This is a genomic window from Citrobacter telavivensis (assembly GCF_041807075.1).
In the GTDB taxonomy this organism is placed as follows: domain Bacteria; phylum Pseudomonadota; class Gammaproteobacteria; order Enterobacterales; family Enterobacteriaceae; genus Citrobacter_A; species Citrobacter_A telavivensis.
Genome location: NZ_JBGUBF010000001.1, coordinates 1091847 through 1109501 on the forward strand (window position 1 = coordinate 1091847; position 17655 = coordinate 1109501).

The 17655-nt window shown below is 53.3% G+C and carries 20 protein-coding genes; 8 read left to right on the top strand and 12 right to left on the bottom strand.

Features of this window, described 5'->3' with window-relative positions; genetic code table 11:
- Positions 1 to 148: 148 nt before the first annotated feature.
- Complete coding sequence (locus tag ACERJC_RS05215; RefSeq protein ID WP_373671190.1) at positions 149 to 460, top strand: hypothetical protein; 312 nt, start codon at positions 149 to 151, stop codon at positions 458 to 460.
- Here the strand turns inward: ACERJC_RS05215 and ACERJC_RS05220 are convergent.
- Both ACERJC_RS05220 and ACERJC_RS05225 read right to left on the bottom strand, forming a co-directional pair.
- Positions 446 to 793 (bottom strand): DUF488 domain-containing protein, encoded by a 348-nt coding sequence (locus tag ACERJC_RS05220; protein WP_373671191.1) that lies wholly within the window; start codon positions 791 to 793, stop codon positions 446 to 448. The two genes, ACERJC_RS05215 and ACERJC_RS05220, sit on opposite strands and share 15 nt — an antisense overlap.
- Positions 777 to 1286, bottom strand: coding sequence for a 2-thiouracil desulfurase family protein (locus tag ACERJC_RS05225; RefSeq protein ID WP_373671192.1), 510 nt, complete (start codon positions 1284 to 1286; stop codon positions 777 to 779). Before ACERJC_RS05225 ends, ACERJC_RS05220 begins: the two co-directional genes overlap by 17 nt.
- A gap of 154 nt (positions 1287 to 1440) precedes the next feature.
- Between ACERJC_RS05225 and ACERJC_RS05230 the strand changes: the two genes are divergently transcribed.
- Positions 1441 to 2148 (top strand): CTP synthase C-terminal region-related (seleno)protein, encoded by a 708-nt coding sequence (locus ACERJC_RS05230; protein WP_373671193.1) that lies wholly within the window; start codon positions 1441 to 1443, stop codon positions 2146 to 2148.
- Between the two features lie 35 nt (positions 2149 to 2183).
- Here the strand turns inward: ACERJC_RS05230 and ACERJC_RS05235 are convergent, their stop codons facing one another.
- Positions 2184 to 3365, bottom strand: a complete 1182-nt coding sequence (locus tag ACERJC_RS05235) for a CynX/NimT family MFS transporter (protein WP_373671194.1) — start codon at positions 3363 to 3365, stop codon at positions 2184 to 2186.
- A 99-nt stretch (positions 3366 to 3464) separates the two neighbouring features.
- Here ACERJC_RS05235 and ACERJC_RS05240 point away from each other — a divergent pair, with 99 nt between their 5' ends.
- A complete protein-coding gene (locus tag ACERJC_RS05240; RefSeq protein WP_373671195.1) occupies positions 3465 to 4283 on the top strand; it encodes an AraC family transcriptional regulator in 819 nt (272 codons plus the stop codon).
- Here the strand turns inward: ACERJC_RS05240 and ACERJC_RS05245 are convergent.
- On the bottom strand, positions 4240 to 4686 hold the full coding sequence (locus ACERJC_RS05245; RefSeq protein WP_373671196.1) for a DUF441 domain-containing protein: 447 nt from the start codon (positions 4684 to 4686) through the stop codon (positions 4240 to 4242). The two genes, ACERJC_RS05240 and ACERJC_RS05245, sit on opposite strands and share 44 nt — an antisense overlap.
- Before the next feature lie 207 nt (positions 4687 to 4893).
- On the opposite strand from ACERJC_RS05245, the gene yoaI reads away from it, so the two are divergent.
- Positions 4894 to 4998 carry a small membrane protein YoaI gene (yoaI, locus tag ACERJC_RS05250; RefSeq protein ID WP_094465381.1) on the top strand — a complete coding sequence of 35 codons (105 nt, stop codon included), beginning with the start codon at positions 4894 to 4896 and terminating at the stop codon, positions 4996 to 4998.
- Positions 4999 to 5002: 4 nt separating this feature from the next.
- On the opposite strand, the gene ACERJC_RS05255 is transcribed toward yoaI, so the two are convergent.
- The 4 genes from ACERJC_RS05255 to yeaG form a co-directional block, all read right to left on the bottom strand.
- Positions 5003 to 5506: a YbaK/prolyl-tRNA synthetase associated domain-containing protein gene (locus tag ACERJC_RS05255; protein WP_373671197.1), complete on the bottom strand. Its 504-nt coding sequence runs from the start codon at positions 5504 to 5506 to the stop codon at positions 5003 to 5005.
- Between the two features lie 41 nt (positions 5507 to 5547).
- Positions 5548 to 7038, bottom strand: a complete 1491-nt coding sequence (gene dgcJ / locus ACERJC_RS05260; protein ID WP_373671198.1) for a diguanylate cyclase DgcJ — start codon at positions 7036 to 7038, stop codon at positions 5548 to 5550.
- Positions 7039 to 7175: 137 nt separating this feature from the next.
- Complete coding sequence (locus tag ACERJC_RS05265; protein WP_152404963.1) at positions 7176 to 8459, bottom strand: YeaH/YhbH family protein; 1284 nt, start codon at positions 8457 to 8459, stop codon at positions 7176 to 7178.
- A gap of 129 nt (positions 8460 to 8588) precedes the next feature.
- Positions 8589 to 10523 (bottom strand): protein kinase YeaG, encoded by a 1935-nt coding sequence (yeaG, locus tag ACERJC_RS05270; protein WP_043000926.1) that lies wholly within the window; start codon positions 10521 to 10523, stop codon positions 8589 to 8591.
- A gap of 444 nt (positions 10524 to 10967) precedes the next feature.
- Here yeaG and ACERJC_RS05275 point away from each other — a divergent pair, with 444 nt between their 5' ends.
- Positions 10968 to 11714, top strand: coding sequence for a MipA/OmpV family protein (locus ACERJC_RS05275; protein WP_046479642.1), 747 nt, complete (start codon positions 10968 to 10970; stop codon positions 11712 to 11714).
- Between the two features lie 90 nt (positions 11715 to 11804).
- Positions 11805 to 12659, top strand: a complete 855-nt coding sequence (locus tag ACERJC_RS05280; RefSeq protein WP_373671199.1) for an aldo/keto reductase — start codon at positions 11805 to 11807, stop codon at positions 12657 to 12659.
- 121 nt (positions 12660 to 12780) lie between these two features.
- Here ACERJC_RS05280 and ACERJC_RS05285 read toward each other — a convergent pair whose 3' ends face one another.
- Both ACERJC_RS05285 and gapA read right to left on the bottom strand, forming a co-directional pair.
- Positions 12781 to 13665: a D-hexose-6-phosphate mutarotase gene (locus ACERJC_RS05285; protein ID WP_373671200.1), complete on the bottom strand. Its 885-nt coding sequence runs from the start codon at positions 13663 to 13665 to the stop codon at positions 12781 to 12783.
- A 74-nt stretch (positions 13666 to 13739) separates the two neighbouring features.
- On the bottom strand, positions 13740 to 14735 hold the full coding sequence (gene gapA, locus ACERJC_RS05290) for a glyceraldehyde-3-phosphate dehydrogenase (protein WP_042319484.1): 996 nt from the start codon (positions 14733 to 14735) through the stop codon (positions 13740 to 13742).
- Between the two features lie 342 nt (positions 14736 to 15077).
- Here gapA and msrB point away from each other — a divergent pair, with 342 nt between their 5' ends.
- Together msrB and ACERJC_RS05300 are read left to right on the top strand one after the other, a co-directional pair.
- Positions 15078 to 15491, top strand: coding sequence for a peptide-methionine (R)-S-oxide reductase MsrB (gene msrB / locus ACERJC_RS05295; RefSeq protein ID WP_152404960.1), 414 nt, complete (start codon positions 15078 to 15080; stop codon positions 15489 to 15491).
- Between the two features lie 41 nt (positions 15492 to 15532).
- Positions 15533 to 15808, top strand: a complete 276-nt coding sequence (locus tag ACERJC_RS05300) for a YeaC family protein (RefSeq protein WP_046479650.1) — start codon at positions 15533 to 15535, stop codon at positions 15806 to 15808.
- A gap of 53 nt (positions 15809 to 15861) precedes the next feature.
- On the opposite strand, the gene yajD is transcribed toward ACERJC_RS05300, so the two are convergent.
- Positions 15862 to 16206, bottom strand: coding sequence for an HNH nuclease YajD (gene yajD / locus ACERJC_RS05305; protein WP_042319478.1), 345 nt, complete (start codon positions 16204 to 16206; stop codon positions 15862 to 15864).
- A 164-nt stretch (positions 16207 to 16370) separates the two neighbouring features.
- Entirely contained in the window at positions 16371 to 17624 is a 1254-nt protein-coding gene (gene chiD, locus ACERJC_RS05310; RefSeq protein ID WP_373671201.1) for a chitinase ChiD, read from the bottom strand.
- Positions 17625 to 17655: the final 31 nt, after the last annotated feature.

The window sequence follows — 17655 nt, forward strand, 5'->3', positions numbered from 1 at the left end:
ACAGGGGTTAATGGGTGACAAAAGGGGTTTTATCCTCGCGCTTTTCGCGTACTCTGCGAGCGGCCAGGGCGTGACACGCAGGCACCCGGCAGGCTATTATTTCTCGGAATTGTCTTAACCAGAGTCGCGAGAGCGCAATGAGAGAAGTATGTTCCAGCTAAAACCGGGCACCCTGGCGCTAATCATTGGTGCGAAAACGCCTGCCGGGCGCGGCAACATTGGCAAGTCGGTTGAATTATTTCATCTCTGCCAACCGGGTGAGGTATTTATTAACCCAGTGAATGGATTTACCACGATGCTACCGAAAGAGACGCCGCGTGCGCTCTGGCTGGTGACGGGGGAGGTGGTGTCGGCAAGCGGGCAGCAGGGTTTTGCCTGGGTGAGAGCGGAACACCTGATACCGCTGCTGCCGGATATTCAGCCTGAAGCGACGAATATCCGCGAATTACAACTCACGTAGCCAGTCCGCCAGCACAAGGGCGTGATTCTGTTCGCTGTTTTTGGCGGCATACAGCAGCGTCAGCGTCTGCTGGCGGGCAATCTGCGCCAGTCGCTCACCTTCCTGCTTCTGCGTGGCGAGTTCTGCGCGATACAACTCAGTAAAATGATGAAAATCGATCGTTCCTGCGTGAAAGGCTTTGCGCAGTTCTGTTGAAGGGGTGAGGTCTTTGACCCACTCATCCAGCGCGAGATCCGTTTTTTTGATCCCGCGCGGCCACAGCCGGTCAACCAGCACCCGGTAGCCGTCGCTGTTTTCTGCCGGGTCGTAGACGCGTTTACACTGAATATTCATGATTGTCTCTCTCCTCAATCCAGGCGCAAAACTCATCGAGCTGATGGTCGGAAAAAACCGTTATCCCGTGCTGGCGTAACAGCGCTGCGGCAACACCCGTTCCGAGATGACGTTGACCGCTGAAGCTGCCGTCGTAAATAAACTGACTGCCGCAGGTTGGGCTGCCGTCGGTGAGAAGCGCAACGTCACAGCCGGTCTCTTGCGCAGTACGAAGGGCCAACCAGGCGGCAAGTTGATAGTACGCCGTGACATCATGACCACTCTGTTCGACAATGGCTGCACGCCCCTGCATGACGTCGTTGCCATCGGCCTGAACAATCTCCGCCGGTGGGCGAGGCGTCGGCAATCCTGCGGCCAGTTCCGGGCAGTGGATCACCAGGCGCTGTTCTGCCTGTAGGTGAGCTAACATCGCCGTTGGCCGGGCTTTCTCGCTGCCGTTATAACGCACCTTCAGCCCCATCAGGCAAGCGCTCACCAGAACCTTACTTTTCATCGCATTTGCCTCAAAAAGCAGAAAAACAGCACCCGATCACTATATCACTTTGCGCATGCCCATCCTTAAATTAAGGTATTGTGATGGCAGTAAAAGATCGGTAGGCTGAGGTTCCTTATGTTGTCCCCAATTGTTCTGACGTAAGGAATTCTCCATGGAAATATCCTCTGTAAAAGATACGCTGCGGATTGCGGTGGTGGGTGATTACAACGCTGGCATCACGGCCCATCAGGCGATTCCTCTGGCCATCGATGACGCCGCTGCGGTTCTGGAACTGGTGGCGGATTACGACTGGCTGGCCAGCACCGAAATCACCAGCGCAGAAGATCTGGTCGGCTATGACGCCATCTGGGTAGTACCCGGTAGTCCATACAAAAATACGCAAGGTGCGCTGACTGCCATCCGTTATGCCCGCGAAAACGGCATTCCCTTCCTGGGGACCTGCGGCGGTTTTCAACATGCCATCCTCGAATATGCTCGTAACGTGCTGGGATGGTCGGATGCCGCCCATGCGGAAACTGACACGACAGGCCGGATGGTCATTGCGCCACTCACCTGTTCGCTGGTGGAAAAAACTGACGCTATCGAACTGCGACCCAACACTCTGATTGCCAAAGCGTATGGCCAGCCGGTGATTTCGGAAGCCTATCACTGCAACTACGGTATTGCCGAGGCGTTCGCAACTGAACTGGAAAGCGGCGATCTGCGCGTGACAGGCTGGGATGATAACGGCGAAATTCGGGCGGTGGAGTTGGTCACGCATCCCTTCTATGTGGCGACCCTGTTTCAGCATGAACGGGGCGCGCTGGCGGGTAAACCGGTTCCTCTCGTACAGGCGATGCTGCGCGCTGCGCAAGGCTAATCATCAGGGCAGAGCGGTGGTCTGCCCTGAATCGTTCAGTCTGTTATCTCTTTATTACGCCCGGCATAGAGGCCGAAGACCGCCATCACGACCGCCAACGCTGCAACGGCCAGCAGCGGGATCTGCCAGCTTCCCTGGGCGTCATGGATCCTGCCCATCAGGGGCGGCCCGCAAGCGGCTAATAAATAGCCGACGGATTGCGCCATGCCGGAAAGTGCTGCCGCCTGATGTGCTGAACTGGCGCGCAGGCCGATGAAGGTCAGCCCCAGAATCATCGTCGCGCCGGAGCCAAATCCAAACAGCAGCGTCCACAGCACCGCCTGACCCGGCATAAACCAGAACCCAGCCGCACCCACTGCACACATGAACGACACCAGCGCGGCGATGCTGCGCTGATCGTGAAAACGGTGCAGCACCAGCGGAATGAGTAAACCGGGAGAGGCGGTCGCCAACTGGAGCAAACCGTGCAGCGAGCCGGCCTGTGCCTCACTGTAACCGTGGCTGATTAAGATAGCCGGCAGCCAGCCGATGATCACATAATAAATCAGCGAGTTAATCCCAAGAAATAACGTCACCTGCCAGGCCAGCGGCGAACGCCAGATGCCGCGCGCATGCAAAGTGCGCGAGGTGGTCACGTTCGCGTGGGCGGTATTGCGCCATTGCGGCAGCCAGACCAGAAATGCCAGCAGTGGGAACACCATCAGCAGCAGCAGCGCACCGCGCCAGCCGAATCCGCTCAGCGCCAGTGGAACCACCAGCGCAGAGCCCAGCGCGGCGGCGGCCCCCATCGTCAGGGAATAAGCGCCGGTCAGTCTGGCGACGTGCTGCGAAAAATCGCGCTTGATCAGACCCGGCAGCAACACGTTGCCGAGGGCGATACCACAACCGATGATGGCGGTGCCGAGAAACAGCAATGAGGCGGATGACAGAGAACGCACGGCAATCCCGGCGCAAATCAGTAACATCGCGACAAAGAGGCTGCGTTCCATACCAATACGACGGGCAATGCCTGCGGCAAGGGGAGAAACCAACGCGAACGCCAGCAGCGGCAGGGTGGTTAATAGCCCTGTCTGGGCCGTCGTGAGACCATAATCCGTGCGAATCGCATCCAGCAAAGGGGCGGCACCGGTAAACGTCACGCGTAGCGTGGTGGCAATCATCAGGATACCCGCAATCAGCAGGGCTCCGTGGTTGCCGCGTGGTGGTGAAGAAGTCATTGTTCTCTCATATCAACAGGTGAGGCCGTACCTTATCGCGTTTATCTGCGTAACGAATCAAGCTAAAATGACAGTTTATCGCTAATTTCGGACAAAATAATGTACAGCCTGCGACTCGACGGATACGACCCCGATCTTCACCACGATGCCGCCGTGGCGTTTCGTATCCGCGCCCGCCCGGACGAGCTGTTCAGTGCACAGCATCAGCATCGTAAAGGGCAACTGATTATGGCACTGCACGGGGCCGTCACCTGTGATGTTGAGTGCGCTATGTGGATGGTGCCGCCGCAGTACGCAGTCTGGATCCCCGGCGGCGTTCCTCACAGCAACCACGTGACGGCAGGCGCGGAGCTCTGCTTTCTGTTTATCGAACCGGATGCGGTCACTTTGCCGGGAAGATGTTGTACGTTAAAAATATCTCCGCTTTGTCGGGAACTGATCCTTTCTCTGGCGACGCGTAGCGACGGTCAGCGGGCAGAACCACAGACGCAGCGCCTGACGCAGGTGTTGTTCGATGAACTCCCGCAGCAGCCACAGGAGCAGATGCAACTGCCGGTTTCTGCGCACCCGAAGATCCGCCGGATGGTTGAAACGATGGCGCGCGAACCGGCGCAGTGGCAGACGCTTGGGCAGTGGGCCAGTGTATTTGCGATGAGCGAGCGCAATCTCGCCCGGCTGGTCGTCAGGGAGACAGGGCTCAGCTTTCGTCGCTGGCGTCATCAACTCCAGCTTATTCTGGCTTTACAGGCCCTTGTCGGGGGGCACAACGTGCAGCAGGCAGCGCAACTGTTGGGATACGACTCGAACACCGCGTTCATCACCATGTTCAAAAAAGGCCTGGGCCAGACGCCAGGCCGTTATCTGGCGGGGTTGACTACTGCCTTCCCACAACAAGCGAGACAAGACCGGCGGCGATAAGCGGTCCGACAGGCACACCGCGAAACAAGGCCACGCCAAGCACCGTACCGACCAGCAACCCGGCGACCAGTTGGGGTTGGCTACCCATCAGCGTCACACCGCGACCGCCGAGCCACGACACCACCACGCCAACCACAATCGCCACCAGTGATTTCCAGTTAAGGAAAGAGTGGATCAATGTAGAAGGCGGCAGCGTCCCGCTGGCGATCGGCGCCATGACGCCAATCGTCAGGATAATAATCCCGATGGTTAGCCCTTGTTTTTCAATCCACGGGAAAAAGGTATTGAGCGGAGTAACGCGGACAATAATCAGCACCAGAATTGAAACGGCGACAGTGGTGTTATGGCTGACAAAGCCCAGAGCTGCCAGTCCAAGCAGAACCAGCAGAGTGACATCAAACATCGTTGTTTCCTTGCCAAAAAAAGTTAAGCCTGTTTACTCTACGCTCAAACGCAATGCAGAACAGACTTTTTTAGAATCAGGCCGCTATTTTCAGGCAAATGCATGATGGCGAAAAAACAGGCGATTTTGATGTTTTGTCATCAAATTGCCATTATCGCGGGCTATCAATAACAGGTGAGCAGGTATCTCTCATTATGAGGTGTAGCCATGAACGATCACATGTTTATTGAGACGCTAATTATTAGCTCATCCTTTTTCGCCATTGCCGCCGTTATCGTGATCTCTGTGTTAATTCTCGAACGCGGTAGCTAAATGCCTACGATACGCGGTGAAAGACCACCCGTTCAGGCTGAGCAATGCGCAGATAATCGTCAGTATTGAGAATGATCGACTTCGTGAGCACACCAGCGTTAAAGGCAATTTCGCTATAGCGCTCGAAGAGCAGCGGATCGGCAACCAGTTTTAGCTGCGGATGAAAACTGAAGGGCGGAATCGCACCAAACACGCAACCGGTGAGCTCGTCTACCTCTGCCGGGCTGGCGAGAGAGGCCCGCAGGCCGCCAAGACAGGTAGCCAGTTGACCGAGGTCGGCTTGTTGATCGGCGGGCAAAATCGCCAGTACATGCTGATTCACTCCATTGCCTTTGACTTTGCAGACCAGCGCCTTTGCTCCCTGACCCAGTGCGGTGCCCCGAATTTCTGACACTGCCTCGCATTTGCCCACGGCCTCATGGCTGACGACGCGATAACGGGCGCCCTCCAGAGATAATAAATCGAGTAAACGCTGATGGGTGTCGCTGCCTTTTTCCATTTCGCTCATCTTTCACTCCTGTTCGCGCGAAAAAAACACGGGACAGATTATCACGAACGCTGGTGATTTTGGTGCTTGTTGAGGTAAAGCTGCTCGTCAGACGCGGTGTAGGCATCATGCAGCGTATCGTTCGGCTGCATGCTGTAACTTCCTGATGAAAAACGAATATCCCTCTCCGGCGCGACGGTTCGCAGATGGCTGGCAATCCGTTCCGGCAGACGAGCAGCCATGTCTGGCTCGGCGTCTATCAGAATGATGCAAAACTCATCACCGCCCAGGCGGATGGCGTAATCGCTTTTACGTACCGACGCCTCGATGGCTTTCGCCAGCAGCGTGATCGCCCGATCGCCCGCGTGATGCCCCAGCGTATCGTTAATCATCTTCAGCTTATCGAGGTCGATGGCGATAAAGGTCACCGGCGCACCGGCGCTGACCAACCGTTGCAATCGTTGCTCAAGCGTCGGGGTTAAAATTTTACGGTTATACAGCCCCGTCATCGCATCACTGATATTTTCGCGGGTGACATTGTGGTAAAGGCGGAAATGCAGTCTGACCATATTGAGGAGCAGGGCGGTCGCCAGCAGGTAAAACAGAAACAATTTCCAGGAAGAGACAATGAAATACAAAATATCGAGTGACAGCTCGACGTGCAGGCCACCGGGAAGATTGCTGATGTAATTGACGTACGGGAAAAGGTTATTTTCGCTTTGATGAATAATAATTGTTTTATCTGAGTCGGTATCGGTGACGCTGGCATTGAGATAACGCCAGACCAGGGGACGATCGTGGGTAAACACAATATTTTGCAAATTGTGTTTGTTAATATCCACCATCACGATGCCTTTTAGCTTACCGTTCAGATAGACCGGTGTTAAAAAACTCATCACATTAAGTTCAGTACGATCGTCCTGATAGATACTCGACAGCACGGTCCGACCAGAAAACAATTCATCAATATCAGCCTGATGAATACCTAATGAGCCTTTCTGTAAAAAAGCCCAATGATGCATGGCAAACTGATGCGTATTGATCAAATCATAGAAGTAAATATATTGATTCTGTAAATCCAGATAATAATGAAATTTCTCTTCTGAGGTGGCGAGTCCTTTTCCATAATCGACCTGTTCCCGGTTAACCTTCACGGCCTGGTCAAAGGCAGGGAGCAGGAGTACATCGTCCGTGATGCGCGCGCAGTCCGCAACAGAAGTCTGTAACGTACCGTTGAGCGCGGGATAATTATGCCTTGTCAGATTCAGACCATACACCGAGTTGGCACTTTCAAACGCCTGACAAAGGGTATTGCGCGCTTCGACAGAGACCGTTTTCTCTGGCGAGGCTAGTGTGTGCATCAGATGAGCGGCAATACTCTGGTTTTGGTATTTATCATACAGAAACGAGGAGTCTGCTTTTTCGATGATATAGCGCATATAGCCATTCATTGCCTTATGACTGGCAATAAGTTCGTAGATCAAAAAGGAGGATGTCAGAACGACAACGCTTGCGGAAATAAAGAGCCTGAGCGCTTTATGAGGCAATTTCATGATAAACAGCAACCCTCCTGGTCAGATAATCTATTTTATCACACGTCACAGGTGCAACCTACCGACCAACGGGAATAGTGAGTACAAAAGGCATGAAATGAACCAGCCAGGAGATTATTTACCTGGCTGGTTGCGGTTTAATTGACGCTGGTGGTACCTTGTTTTTGAAAAAGCTCGCGGAACACCGGATAAATATCATCCTGATCGCGAATATGCTGCATCGCAAAATTATCAAAGGTGGACTGCAGATGCTCATATTCGCGCCATAATGTCTGATGCGCGCGGCGGGTAATTTCGATGTAACTGTAATAGCGAACCACTGGCAACAGTTTTTTCGCCAGAATTTCATGGCACAGCGGGGAGTCATCCGCCCAGTTATCACCATCGGATGCCTGTGCGGCGTAAATGTTCCACTGCGCAGGATCGTAACGCTCTTTCACGACGTCATCCATCAGCTTCAGGGCGCTGGAGACAATGGTTCCCCCGGTTTCCTGAGAGTAGAAGAACTCATGCTCGTCGACCTCTTTCGCCTGAGTGTGATGACGGATGTAGACCACTTCCACGTTTTTATACGTTCGGCTCAAGAACAGATAGAGCAGAATATAAAAGCGTTTGGCCATGTCCTTCGTCGACTGATCCATGGAGCCGGAGACATCCATCAGGCAGAACATGACCGCCTGGCTGGAAGGATCGGGACGCTTCTCATAATTTTTATAACGTAAGTCGAAGGTGTCGATGAACGGCACGCGCTCGATTTTGGCCCGCAGTTCGGCAATCTCTTTGCGTAGCCGTTCCTCCTCCAGAAGTTGCGCCGGTTCGCTCTTGCTGATGGTGTCGAGATCCTGCTCCAGCGCGTGCAGTTCGCGTCGTTTGCCTGCCGTCATGGCCGTACGCCGGGCGAGGGAGTTTTGTAACGACCGCACGACGCTGATATTGGCCGGAACGCCGTTGGCGGTATAGCCTGCACGATGCGTTTTATACTCCGTAAGCTGACGCTGCTGATTTTGCTTCAGGTTAGGCAGCGCTAAGTCTTCGAAAAGCAGATCCAGGTATTCATCTTTGGAGATCTGAAAGACGAATTCATCTTGGCCTTCACCGTCCTGACTGGCCTGACCCTGTCCACTTCCGGATCCACCGCCGCCACCCTGTGGGCGCTCAATACGGTCATTCTGCACGAAATGGTCGTTTCCCGGATGAACGCGATGGCGCAGGCCGCCGCGTCCCTGATGAAACATCGGTTCGCTAATATCTTCCGTCGGAATGGAGACAGATTCACCGCTGTCTACATCGGTCACCGAACGCTTGTTAATGGCCTCGGAGATCGACTGTTTAATTTGTGCTTTATAACGGCGTAAGAAGCGCTGGCGGTTAACCGTGCTCTTATTTTTACCGTTAAGTCGTCGGTCAATGAACCAGGTCATATGTCCCCCGTACTGCATTTGCCAACTTTATGCGGCACCTGTAATGCCAGATAAGCCTCGCTTATCCGGCCTACGGTTCGCTGTCGTTGTGGGCCCGGCTGGCACAATGCGTCGCCGGGCCGTTTGCTGTTAAGACGATTTACGTACGCGCAGATACCATTCGCACAGTAAACGCACTTGTTTACGGGTATAGCCTTTTTCCATCATCCGGTCGACAAAGTCGTCGTGTTTCTTCTGCTCATCGGTCGAGGTTTTGGCATTGAACGAAATGACCGGCAGCAGCTCTTCGGTATTGGAGAACATTTTCTTCTCAATGACCGTGCGCAGTTTTTCATAGCTGGTCCAGTTCGGATTCCGTCCGCTGTTGTTGGCGCGCGCGCGCAGCACAAAGTTGACGATTTCATTACGGAAATCTTTCGGATTACTGATCCCCGCGGGTTTCTCAATTTTCTCCAGCTCAGCGTTCAGCGATTCACGGTCAAACAACTGACCGGTATCCGGATCGCGGTACTCCTGATCCTGAATCCAGAAATCGGCATACGTGACATAACGGTCGAAAATGTTCTGTCCGTATTCCGAGTAGGATTCCAGATAGGCGGTCTGGATCTCTTTGCCAATGAACTCGGCGTATTTCGGAATCAGATACCCTTTCAGGAACTCGAGATAGCGTTCTGCCTGCTCCTGTGGGAACTGTTCACGCTCGATCTGCTGTTCCAGTACATAGAACAGATGAACCGGGTTAGCGGCAACTTCGACATGGTCAAAGTTAAAGACGCGCGAGAGGATCTTAAACGCGAAGCGGGTTGACAGACCATTCATCCCTTCGTCAACGCCGGAGTAGTCGCGGTACTCCTGATATGACTTCGCTTTCGGATCGGTATCTTTCAGACTTTCACCGTCATAGACGCGCATTTTCGAGTAGATACTCGAGTTTTCCGGATCTTTCAGACGGGAAAGAATCGAGAAGCGCGCCAGCGTTTCCAGGGTTCCCGGCGCGCAGGGCGCGTGGGTCAGCTCGCTGTGGTTAAGCAATTTCTCGTAGATTTTAATCTCTTCGGAAATGCGTAAGCAGTACGGTACCTTCACGATATAAACGCGGTCGAGGAAGGCTTCGTTGTTTTTATTGTTACGGAAAGTCACCCATTCCGACTCGTTCGAGTGGGCGAGAATAATACCGTTGAACGGCAGGGCGGAGATCCCCTCGGTGCCGTTGTAGTTCCCTTCCTGAGTGGCGGTCAGCAGCGGATGCAGCACTTTAATCGGTGCTTTAAACATCTCGACAAATTCCATAATCCCCTGGTTCGCCCGGCACAGCGCGCCGGAATAGCCATACGCGTCCGGATCGTTCTGGGCGTGGTGTTCGAGTTTACGAATATCCACTTTCCCGACCAGCGCGGAGATATCCTGGTTGTTCTCATCGCCGGGTTCCGTTTTGGCAATCGCGATTTGCGCAAGGATTGACGGCCAGACTTTTACCACGCGGAACTTGGTGATATCCCCACCGAACTCATGCAGGCGTTTGGCAGCCCACGGCGACATAATGGTGCCGAGATAACGGCGCGGAATGCCGTACTCTTTTTCCAGAATCTGGGTATCTTCCTGCGGATTAAACAGACACAGTGGATGATCGTTCACCGGACTGCGCTCACCGTTGGCGCTCAGGACATAAATCGGGACGCGCTGCATCAACGACTTCAGTCGTTCGGCAAGCGACGATTTCCCGCCCCCTACAGGCCCCAACAGATACAGGATCTGTTTCTTCTCTTCCAGCCCCTGAGCCGCGTGTTTCAGATAAGAGACAATCTGTTCGATCGCGTCTTCCATGCCGTAAAACTCTTCAAACGCCGGGTAACGAGCGATAACCCGGTTGGAGAAGAGGCGAGAAAGTCGGGGTTCCTGGGCAGTATCAACCATGACGGGTTCACCAATAGCCATCAATAGCCGTTCTGCCGCGTTGGCATAAGCACTGCGATCTTGCCGACAAGTGGTAAGAAACTCCTGCAGTGTGAACTCTTCGTCCTTGGCAGCTTCATAACGCTGGCGATAGTGATCGAATATATTCATGATATGCCGTCCTTTCGTTTTTTAGCACAGGTTAAGAGCCGTTCATATGAATAGTAGAGGCTCCCGGAAGAGGTAGACTGAACGACGTCATTTACTGTCTCGTATCAAAAAAACAGCAACTCTCATGCCAGCTTGTACAGCGTGAGACCAACGTGCCCGGCGATACAACTTCTAAATTAAAGCGTAGATGGCATTTGCAAAACTTGCATGCGCTCGCAAATGATTTTCAATGGCATATCAATAACTCATCCGCAAAAAATGCATAGTTAATGTAAATAATGTGGCAGGAGATCACACCGTTTTCATCCCACTGTAAGCCGCGTGTCATCTCAGCCTGCAAAATTAGACGGTTACATTCTTTCATTAATTTGTAAAATGGTTGGGTTGTAACGTATTGGCGGTTACACTTTTGCCGCTGAACAATTGAATAAGGAAAGATGGATTGTGACCAAACTCAAACTTCTGGCACTTGGCGTGTTTATCGCATCGTCTGCTACCGTGGTGCACGCTGAAAGCAACCTGACGCTTGGCGCTGGCGTTGGTGTGGTTGAACACCCTTATAAAGATTACGACGCAGATGTTTACCCGGTTCCGGTGATCAACTACGAAGGCGACAACTTCTGGTTCCGTGGTCTGGGCGGTGGATACTATCTATGGAACGACACTGCAGACAAGTTGTCGATCACGGCCTACTGGTCCCCGATGTATTTCAAACCGGGCGACAGCGACGATCGTCAGATGCGTCGTCTGGATAAGCGTAAGAGCACCATGATGGCGGGCTTATCTTACGTCCATAATACCGAATACGGTTTCCTGCGTACCACGCTCGCCGGGGATACGCTGGACAACAGCAACGGTATCGTCTGGGATCTGGCCTGGCTGTATCGCTACACCAATGGCGGCCTGACGTTGACGCCAGGTATTGGTGTTGAGTGGAACAGTGAGAATCAGAACGACTACTACTACGGTGTGTCTCGTAAAGAGTCCGCAAGAAGCGGTATGCGTGGCTATAACCCGAACGACAGCTGGAACCCGTACCTGGAGCTGAGCGCGAACTACAACTTCCTCGGTGACTGGAGCGTTTACGGTACTGCACGTTACACCCGTCTGTCGGATGAAATTACCGACAGCCCGATGATCGACAAATCCTGGACTGGCCTGATTTCGACCGGGATCACCTATAAGTTCTGATTGTGCATTATTACGGTGCAATTTGTGCATCAAAACAGGGCGCTTGCGCCCTGTTTTGCATTACGGTGGTGCACAACAAAGGAGGATGTGATGACAGATAAACAGGTTGTCTTTGACGGTGGGGTTGTTCTGCCCGCGATCGGGCAGGGGACGTGGTATATGGGTGAGAATCCCGGCCATCGCCGGGCGGAAGTGTCTGCACTCCGTGCGGGCGTCGATCTGGGGCTGACGCTCATCGACACCGCCGAAATGTATGCCGATGGCGGAGCGGAAGAAGTGGTCGGTGAGGCGTTGAACGGCTTACGTGAACGCGTTTTTCTGGTGTCGAAGGTCTATCCGTGGAACGCGGGGGGACAAAAAGCGATTGCCGCCTGCGAGGCCAGCCTGCGCCGCCTGAAAACCGACTATCTGGATCTCTACTTATTGCACTGGTCGGGTAACTTCACCTTTGCCGAGACGGTTGAGGCGATGGAAACACTGATTGCCCAGGGCAAAATTCGTCGCTGGGGAGTGTCCAATCTCGACGTTGACGATATGCAGGCGCTGTGGCAGGTCCCGGGCGGCAGGCAGTGCGCGACCAATCAGGTGCTGTATCATTTGGCTTCACGCGGCATTGAGTACGATCTGCTACCGTGGTGTCAGCAGCATCAACTCCCCATGATGGCCTACAGCCCGCTGGCGCAGGCCGGACGACTTCGCAGCGGCTTGCTGAACCATCCCGTGGTCAATGAGATTGCGCATGCGCACAGTGCGTCAGCGGCGCAGATCCTGTTGGCGTGGGTCATCAGTCATCAGGGGGTGATGGCAATTCCGAAAGCGGCAAGTGTCGAGCATGTGCAGCAAAATGCGGCGGCGCTGAGCATTACGCTTTCAGCCCAGGAACTCGCCGCGCTGGATAAGGCGTATCCCGCGTCGAAGGGGAAAACGGCGCTGGATATGGTGTGACGATGCCGGATGTTATTTTTGTAGGCCAGATAAGGCGTTAGCCGCCATCTGGCATTGATTGCCGGATGGTGATGCTCACGCATCTTATCCGGCCTACAGAAACTCCGGCATCACTTATTACTTAACGTCTGGTAACGCGAATAGTCTGCGCCAGGCGGGACGGTTTCTCTTCGGTGGTCTTCTGTGCCGCGGTGGCGTATGCCGTTTCCACACACACAAAGGTTTTGTAGCCATCGTCCGGCATATCGCCCATGCTTACGGACAGCGCCGGGCCCGGGTTCCAGCCGACGACGTTAAGGTGGTGATGATGCACGACGTCGATGTTGCGGTTCAGTGCAGCATCGTGAATCACGCTGCAGGCTTCCGGGTTCAGATAGACGCGGTCGGTACGATCCGGGAAAGTCTGCACGCCATCGGTCAGCGCATCTTCTTTTGCATTGTTCACTTTGTCGATAAAACGATCGCCCAGACCGCTGACTTTCACCGCCGCGATATCGCCAACGTTGAAATAGGTATGCAGCGCGGAGGTTGTTTCAAATTCGCCGTGCGCTTCCAGTTCGATCTCACAGGTTTTACCCACTTTAAAGCGCGCCAGCAGGGTGAAGTCATGCGGCCAGTACTGGCGAGTCGCTTCACTGCTTTGCAGTTCAAAGGTCAGCACCGCACCGTTGTCGTCTTCATTATGCGCCTTCAGCGTCCACGGCAGGTTACGGGCAAATCCATGCGCCGGTAGACCCTGCTGGGCCGCCGGACCAAACCACGGCCAGCAGATTGGCACGCCACCGCGCAGTGCGACGCCATTTTTAAACGGTGTGTTGTTGCTCAGCCACAGAACCTCTTGTTCTCCCGCCGGTTTCCAGGAGAGCAGGTGCGCACCCTGTAACGCTAAAGACGCTTTCACCTGGGGGTGGTCGACGACAACCACATCGAGTTCGTCGAGCTGACGACGGGAGAGGACAGGGGTAATGTGTTCGATTACCGGAAGTGCAAAAATTTTATTGATCATGATGTAATCCTTTCTCTTCAGGCAAAAAAAAGAGCGACCGAAGTCGCTCTTACAGATTACTGTTTCATCTCAACTTATTTGGAGATGTGAGCAATCAGATCCAGAACCTTGTTGGAATAACCGGTTTCGTTGTCGTACCAGGAAACCAGTTTCACGAAGTTGTCGTTCAGTGCGATACCGGCTTTGGCATCGAACACGGAAGTGCAAACTTCGCCGTTGAAATCGGTAGAAACAACGTCGTCTTCGGTGTAACCCAGAACGCCTTTCATCGGGCCTTCGGAAGCAGCTTTGATCGCTTTCTTAATGTCTTCGTAAGAAGCAGCTTTTTCCAGACGAACGGTCAGGTCAACAACGGATACGTTCGGAGTCGGAACGCGGAACGCCATACCCGTCAGTTTGCCATTCAGTTCTGGCAGTACTTTACCAACGGCTTTAGCCGCACCGGTAGAGGATGGGATGATGTTCTGAGCCGCGCCACGGCCGCCACGCCAGTCTTTGTGAGACGGGCCATCAACGGTTTTCTGAGTTGCGGTGGTTGCGTGAACAGTGGTCATCAGACCTTCGATGATACCGAAGTTGTCGTTGATAACTTTAGCCAGCGGAGCCAGGCAGTTGGTGGTGCAGGATGCGTTGGAAACGATGTCCTGGCCAGCATATTTGTCAAAGTTAGCGCCTTTAACAAACATCGGGGTGTCATCTTTGGACGGACCAGTCAGTACGACTTTCTTCGCGCCAGCAGTGATGTGCTTACGAGCAGTCTCGTCGGTCAGGAAGATACCGGTCGCTTCAGCCACTACGTCAACACCAACTTCATCCCATTTCAGGTTAGCCGGATCACGTTCAGCGGTAACACGGATTTTTTTACCGTTAACGATCAGATGACCGTCTTTCACTTCAACGGTACCGTCGAAACGGCCGTGAGTGGAGTCATATTTCAGCATGTAAGCCATGTATTCAGCGTCTAACAGGTCGTTGATTGCAACGATCTCGATGTCAGAACGTTTCTGAGCAGCACGGAAAACAATGCGACCGATACGGCCAAAACCGTTGATACCTACTTTGATAGTCATATATTCCACCAGCTATTTGTTAGTGAATAAAAGGTTGCCTGTAAAATTACAAAAACCTTACGCAGCGTCAAGCGGAATCGTGTCAATCATTGCGACAAATCAATCCTCTGCACAAGCTTTGCGCAGCTGATTCGCCTCACTCTTCCATTGGGCTTGAAACCACATGGGGGCGGCGCCCCGAATTTTAAAGGGCAACTGAGATAAAAACGTGATTTGCATCACGATTCACAAGCTGCCATTTCGCAAGGATCAAGTTTAGAACAAAAGTCTGCACTGAGGTGTTAATGTTTTGTTAGAATCTGTCGTGCAATGTCAGCGTCATGAAAAGTGAGATGTGAGCAAATGGCGAACAAACCTTCTACGGAAGATCTGAAAAAAAACCTGTCTGAAATGCAGTTCTACGTGACGCAGAATCACGGCACAGAACCGCCATTTACCGGGCAGTTGCTGCATAACAAGCGAGACGGCGTTTATCACTGTTTGATCTGCGATGCGCCACTGTTTACCTCCCAGTCCAAATACGATTCCGGCTGCGGCTGGCCCAGCTTTTACGAACCGGTGAGTGAAGAGTCGATCCGCTACATCAAGGACTTCTCGCACGGCATGCAACGTATTGAAATTCGCTGTGGAAACTGCGACGCGCATCTGGGACACGTTTTCCCCGATGGTCCGCAACCTACCGGCGAACGCTACTGTGTCAATTCAGCTTCTCTGAGCTTTACCGATGATGAAAACGGTGACCAGACCAAAGGTTGAAAAAACGATTCAGCAATTTATTCCATAGGAGCGGACTTATCATGAATCTTGATGAGATAGTTAACAGCATGACGCCGGAAGTGTATCAGCGCTTATCAACCGCCGTTGAGCTGGGAAAATGGCCGGATGGCGTGGCGCTGACCCCGGAGCAAAAAGATAACAGTCTGCAACTGGTGATGCTCTGGCAGGCGCGCCACAATACTGACGCTCAGCATATGACGATTGATACCAACGGGCAGATGGTGATGAAGAGCAAGCAGCAACTGAAGGTAGATTTTGGCATTACGCCAGAACCGATTGCGACGTTTAAATCCTGATAGCGCGCAGTGAGGCCCGGCATTCTACAGTTTTGCCGGGCTAACGCGGCGGATTATTTTTTATTCAGCATTGCCTTCAGGTCGGCAAAAGGGTTGTACGTGGCTTCACCGACGCTCTTTTGCGCATCCTCTCCAGCCACCACTGTGGAACCATATTGATCGGCTTCCGTATATTTGGAATGCTCATGATCGTGGCAGTACAGGCACAACATCTCCCAGTTGCTGCCGTCTTCCGGATTATTGGAATGATCGTGATCGATATGATGCACCGTCAGTTCGCGAAGATTTGAATAGACAAATTCGCGGGAACAGCGGCCGCAGACCCACGGGAAGAGTTTCAGCGCCTTTTCCCGGTAGCCAACTTCCAGACGGGCGTAATTTTTAGGGATAAAAGCCATACAATCCCATGCCTCCAGTTGAAAATGAAACGTGACGTCAAACACTGACGCAACGGCCTGGGGCCATCATAACCGATTCCGTTTCGCGTAACACACCGATCCCGCAGCTTGTGAAAAAAATGCCCTGTGCGGGCGCACAGGGCATTATCAGCAATGGGTGGCGCTTAGTGTTGAATGCCTAAGGATTCCGCCAGCTGTTTCGCAAGCTGGTTATTGTCGTCCGCACCGTACTCCCAGAACATTGCGCCGGCCAGTCCGCGCTTCTTGATGTACTCCGCTTTGATTGCCACCGAGCGGGGGTTTTCGTAAGAGAGGGCAAACAGGGGCTTACCGTCAGCCGACTGAACGGACAGCCACGGCACCATCGCCTGAGCGTCCCAGTGTTCGGTAAAACGCTTCTGCGGATCGTTGAGAAACGTTTTGACAATGTCGTTGTACTTCACGTAGGTGTCTTTGGTCAGATCGACCCCCAGCGATTTAAACAGTGTGATTTCCGGTTCGCCAAAGTAGGGCAGAGTGACCGGATTTTTTTGTGCGTCCGGCTTCGTCCAGTCAATTCCCGGCTCCACCGTACGTTTGGGGACGCGACCATAAAAACCGATCCCCAGATTCATCTGTTGGGGTTTTAGGCCAGCGGCAAGGTAGTTGTTGACCACAAAGTCGACGCTGTACTTATCGGCAGTTGCCACGGTTGGCCAGTCTTTCGAATCATACAGGTTGGCGTTGAAATATTGCGTTCCGTAGGCCATGTCGTAAGTCATCAGGTTGATGTAGTCGAGTAGTGGAGCAATCGCCTTCACATCCACCCAACTTTTCGGACTTTCCGCATTCGCCCCGACGGCAATTGTCACCAGTTTCTGGTTGCCGACCGCCTGACGCAGTTCTTTCAGCAGCAGCGTGAAATTCTCACGATCGGCGGGCTGACTGGCAACCAGTCCCCAGGCACCGTTGACCGGGTATTCCCAGTCCAGATCGATACCGTCGAGTCCGTATTTCTGCACTATCTCCATGGCGGACTGAATAAACACGGCACGTGTTTCCGGCGTCGCGGCGGCACCCGAGAATCCGCGCGCCCCCCAGCCGCCGACAGAAAGCAGGACTTTCAGACGCGGGTTCTGTTTACGCAGTACCGGGAGCAGGGCGAGGTCAGACTCCACTTTCGGCGACAGCCAGATCTGATGAAGCTTCGTCGGATCTTTTAGCGCGGCGTTGGTTTCGTCTTTTTCAGCGTTGTAAATCAAGCCGAACGAGTAGTTGAGGTGGGTAATCTGGCGGACATCCAGTTTGTTGATATCGCCGCCCGGTCCGGCGGTGACATCTCCGCCGCCGTTGAAGTAGCCGACGGACATCATAGAACTGGCGGACGCGACAGACGCGCATAGCAAGGGTAATGCTGCCAACAAGGGCAAACGTTTCATAGCGATCCTCTTTGACATTAAAAAAAAACAA

Bases quoted from the DNA above. Each gene is read 5' to 3' on its own strand.
- yoaI (WP_094465381.1), top strand. From the start codon at position 4,894: ATGAACGATCACATGTTTATTGAGACGCTAATTATTAGCTCATCCTTT.
- ACERJC_RS05245 (WP_373671196.1), bottom strand. From the start codon at position 4,686: ATGTTTGATGTCACTCTGCTGGTTCTGCTTGGACTGGCAGCTCTGGGC.
- ACERJC_RS05230 (WP_373671193.1), top strand. From the start codon at position 1,441: ATGGAAATATCCTCTGTAAAAGATACGCTGCGGATTGCGGTGGTGGGT.
- ACERJC_RS05265 (WP_152404963.1), bottom strand. From the start codon at position 8,459: ATGACCTGGTTCATTGACCGACGACTTAACGGTAAAAATAAGAGCACG.
- ACERJC_RS05300 (WP_046479650.1), top strand. From the start codon at position 15,533: ATGAATCTTGATGAGATAGTTAACAGCATGACGCCGGAAGTGTATCAG.
- ACERJC_RS05235 (WP_373671194.1), bottom strand. From the start codon at position 3,365: ATGACTTCTTCACCACCACGCGGCAACCACGGAGCCCTGCTGATTGCG.
- ACERJC_RS05255 (WP_373671197.1), bottom strand. From the start codon at position 5,506: ATGAGCGAAATGGAAAAAGGCAGCGACACCCATCAGCGTTTACTCGAT.
- yajD (WP_042319478.1), bottom strand. From the start codon at position 16,206: ATGGCTTTTATCCCTAAAAATTACGCCCGTCTGGAAGTTGGCTACCGG.
- ACERJC_RS05285 (WP_373671200.1), bottom strand. From the start codon at position 13,665: ATGATCAATAAAATTTTTGCACTTCCGGTAATCGAACACATTACCCCT.
- yeaG (WP_043000926.1), bottom strand. From the start codon at position 10,523: ATGAATATATTCGATCACTATCGCCAGCGTTATGAAGCTGCCAAGGAC.
- ACERJC_RS05280 (WP_373671199.1), top strand. From the start codon at position 11,805: ATGACAGATAAACAGGTTGTCTTTGACGGTGGGGTTGTTCTGCCCGCG.
- gapA (WP_042319484.1), bottom strand. From the start codon at position 14,735: ATGACTATCAAAGTAGGTATCAACGGTTTTGGCCGTATCGGTCGCATT.
- dgcJ (WP_373671198.1), bottom strand. From the start codon at position 7,038: ATGAAATTGCCTCATAAAGCGCTCAGGCTCTTTATTTCCGCAAGCGTT.
- chiD (WP_373671201.1), bottom strand. From the start codon at position 17,624: ATGAAACGTTTGCCCTTGTTGGCAGCATTACCCTTGCTATGCGCGTCT.
- ACERJC_RS05215 (WP_373671190.1), top strand. From the start codon at position 149: ATGTTCCAGCTAAAACCGGGCACCCTGGCGCTAATCATTGGTGCGAAA.
- ACERJC_RS05240 (WP_373671195.1), top strand. From the start codon at position 3,465: ATGTACAGCCTGCGACTCGACGGATACGACCCCGATCTTCACCACGAT.
- ACERJC_RS05225 (WP_373671192.1), bottom strand. From the start codon at position 1,286: ATGAAAAGTAAGGTTCTGGTGAGCGCTTGCCTGATGGGGCTGAAGGTG.
- ACERJC_RS05220 (WP_373671191.1), bottom strand. From the start codon at position 793: ATGAATATTCAGTGTAAACGCGTCTACGACCCGGCAGAAAACAGCGAC.
- msrB (WP_152404960.1), top strand. From the start codon at position 15,078: ATGGCGAACAAACCTTCTACGGAAGATCTGAAAAAAAACCTGTCTGAA.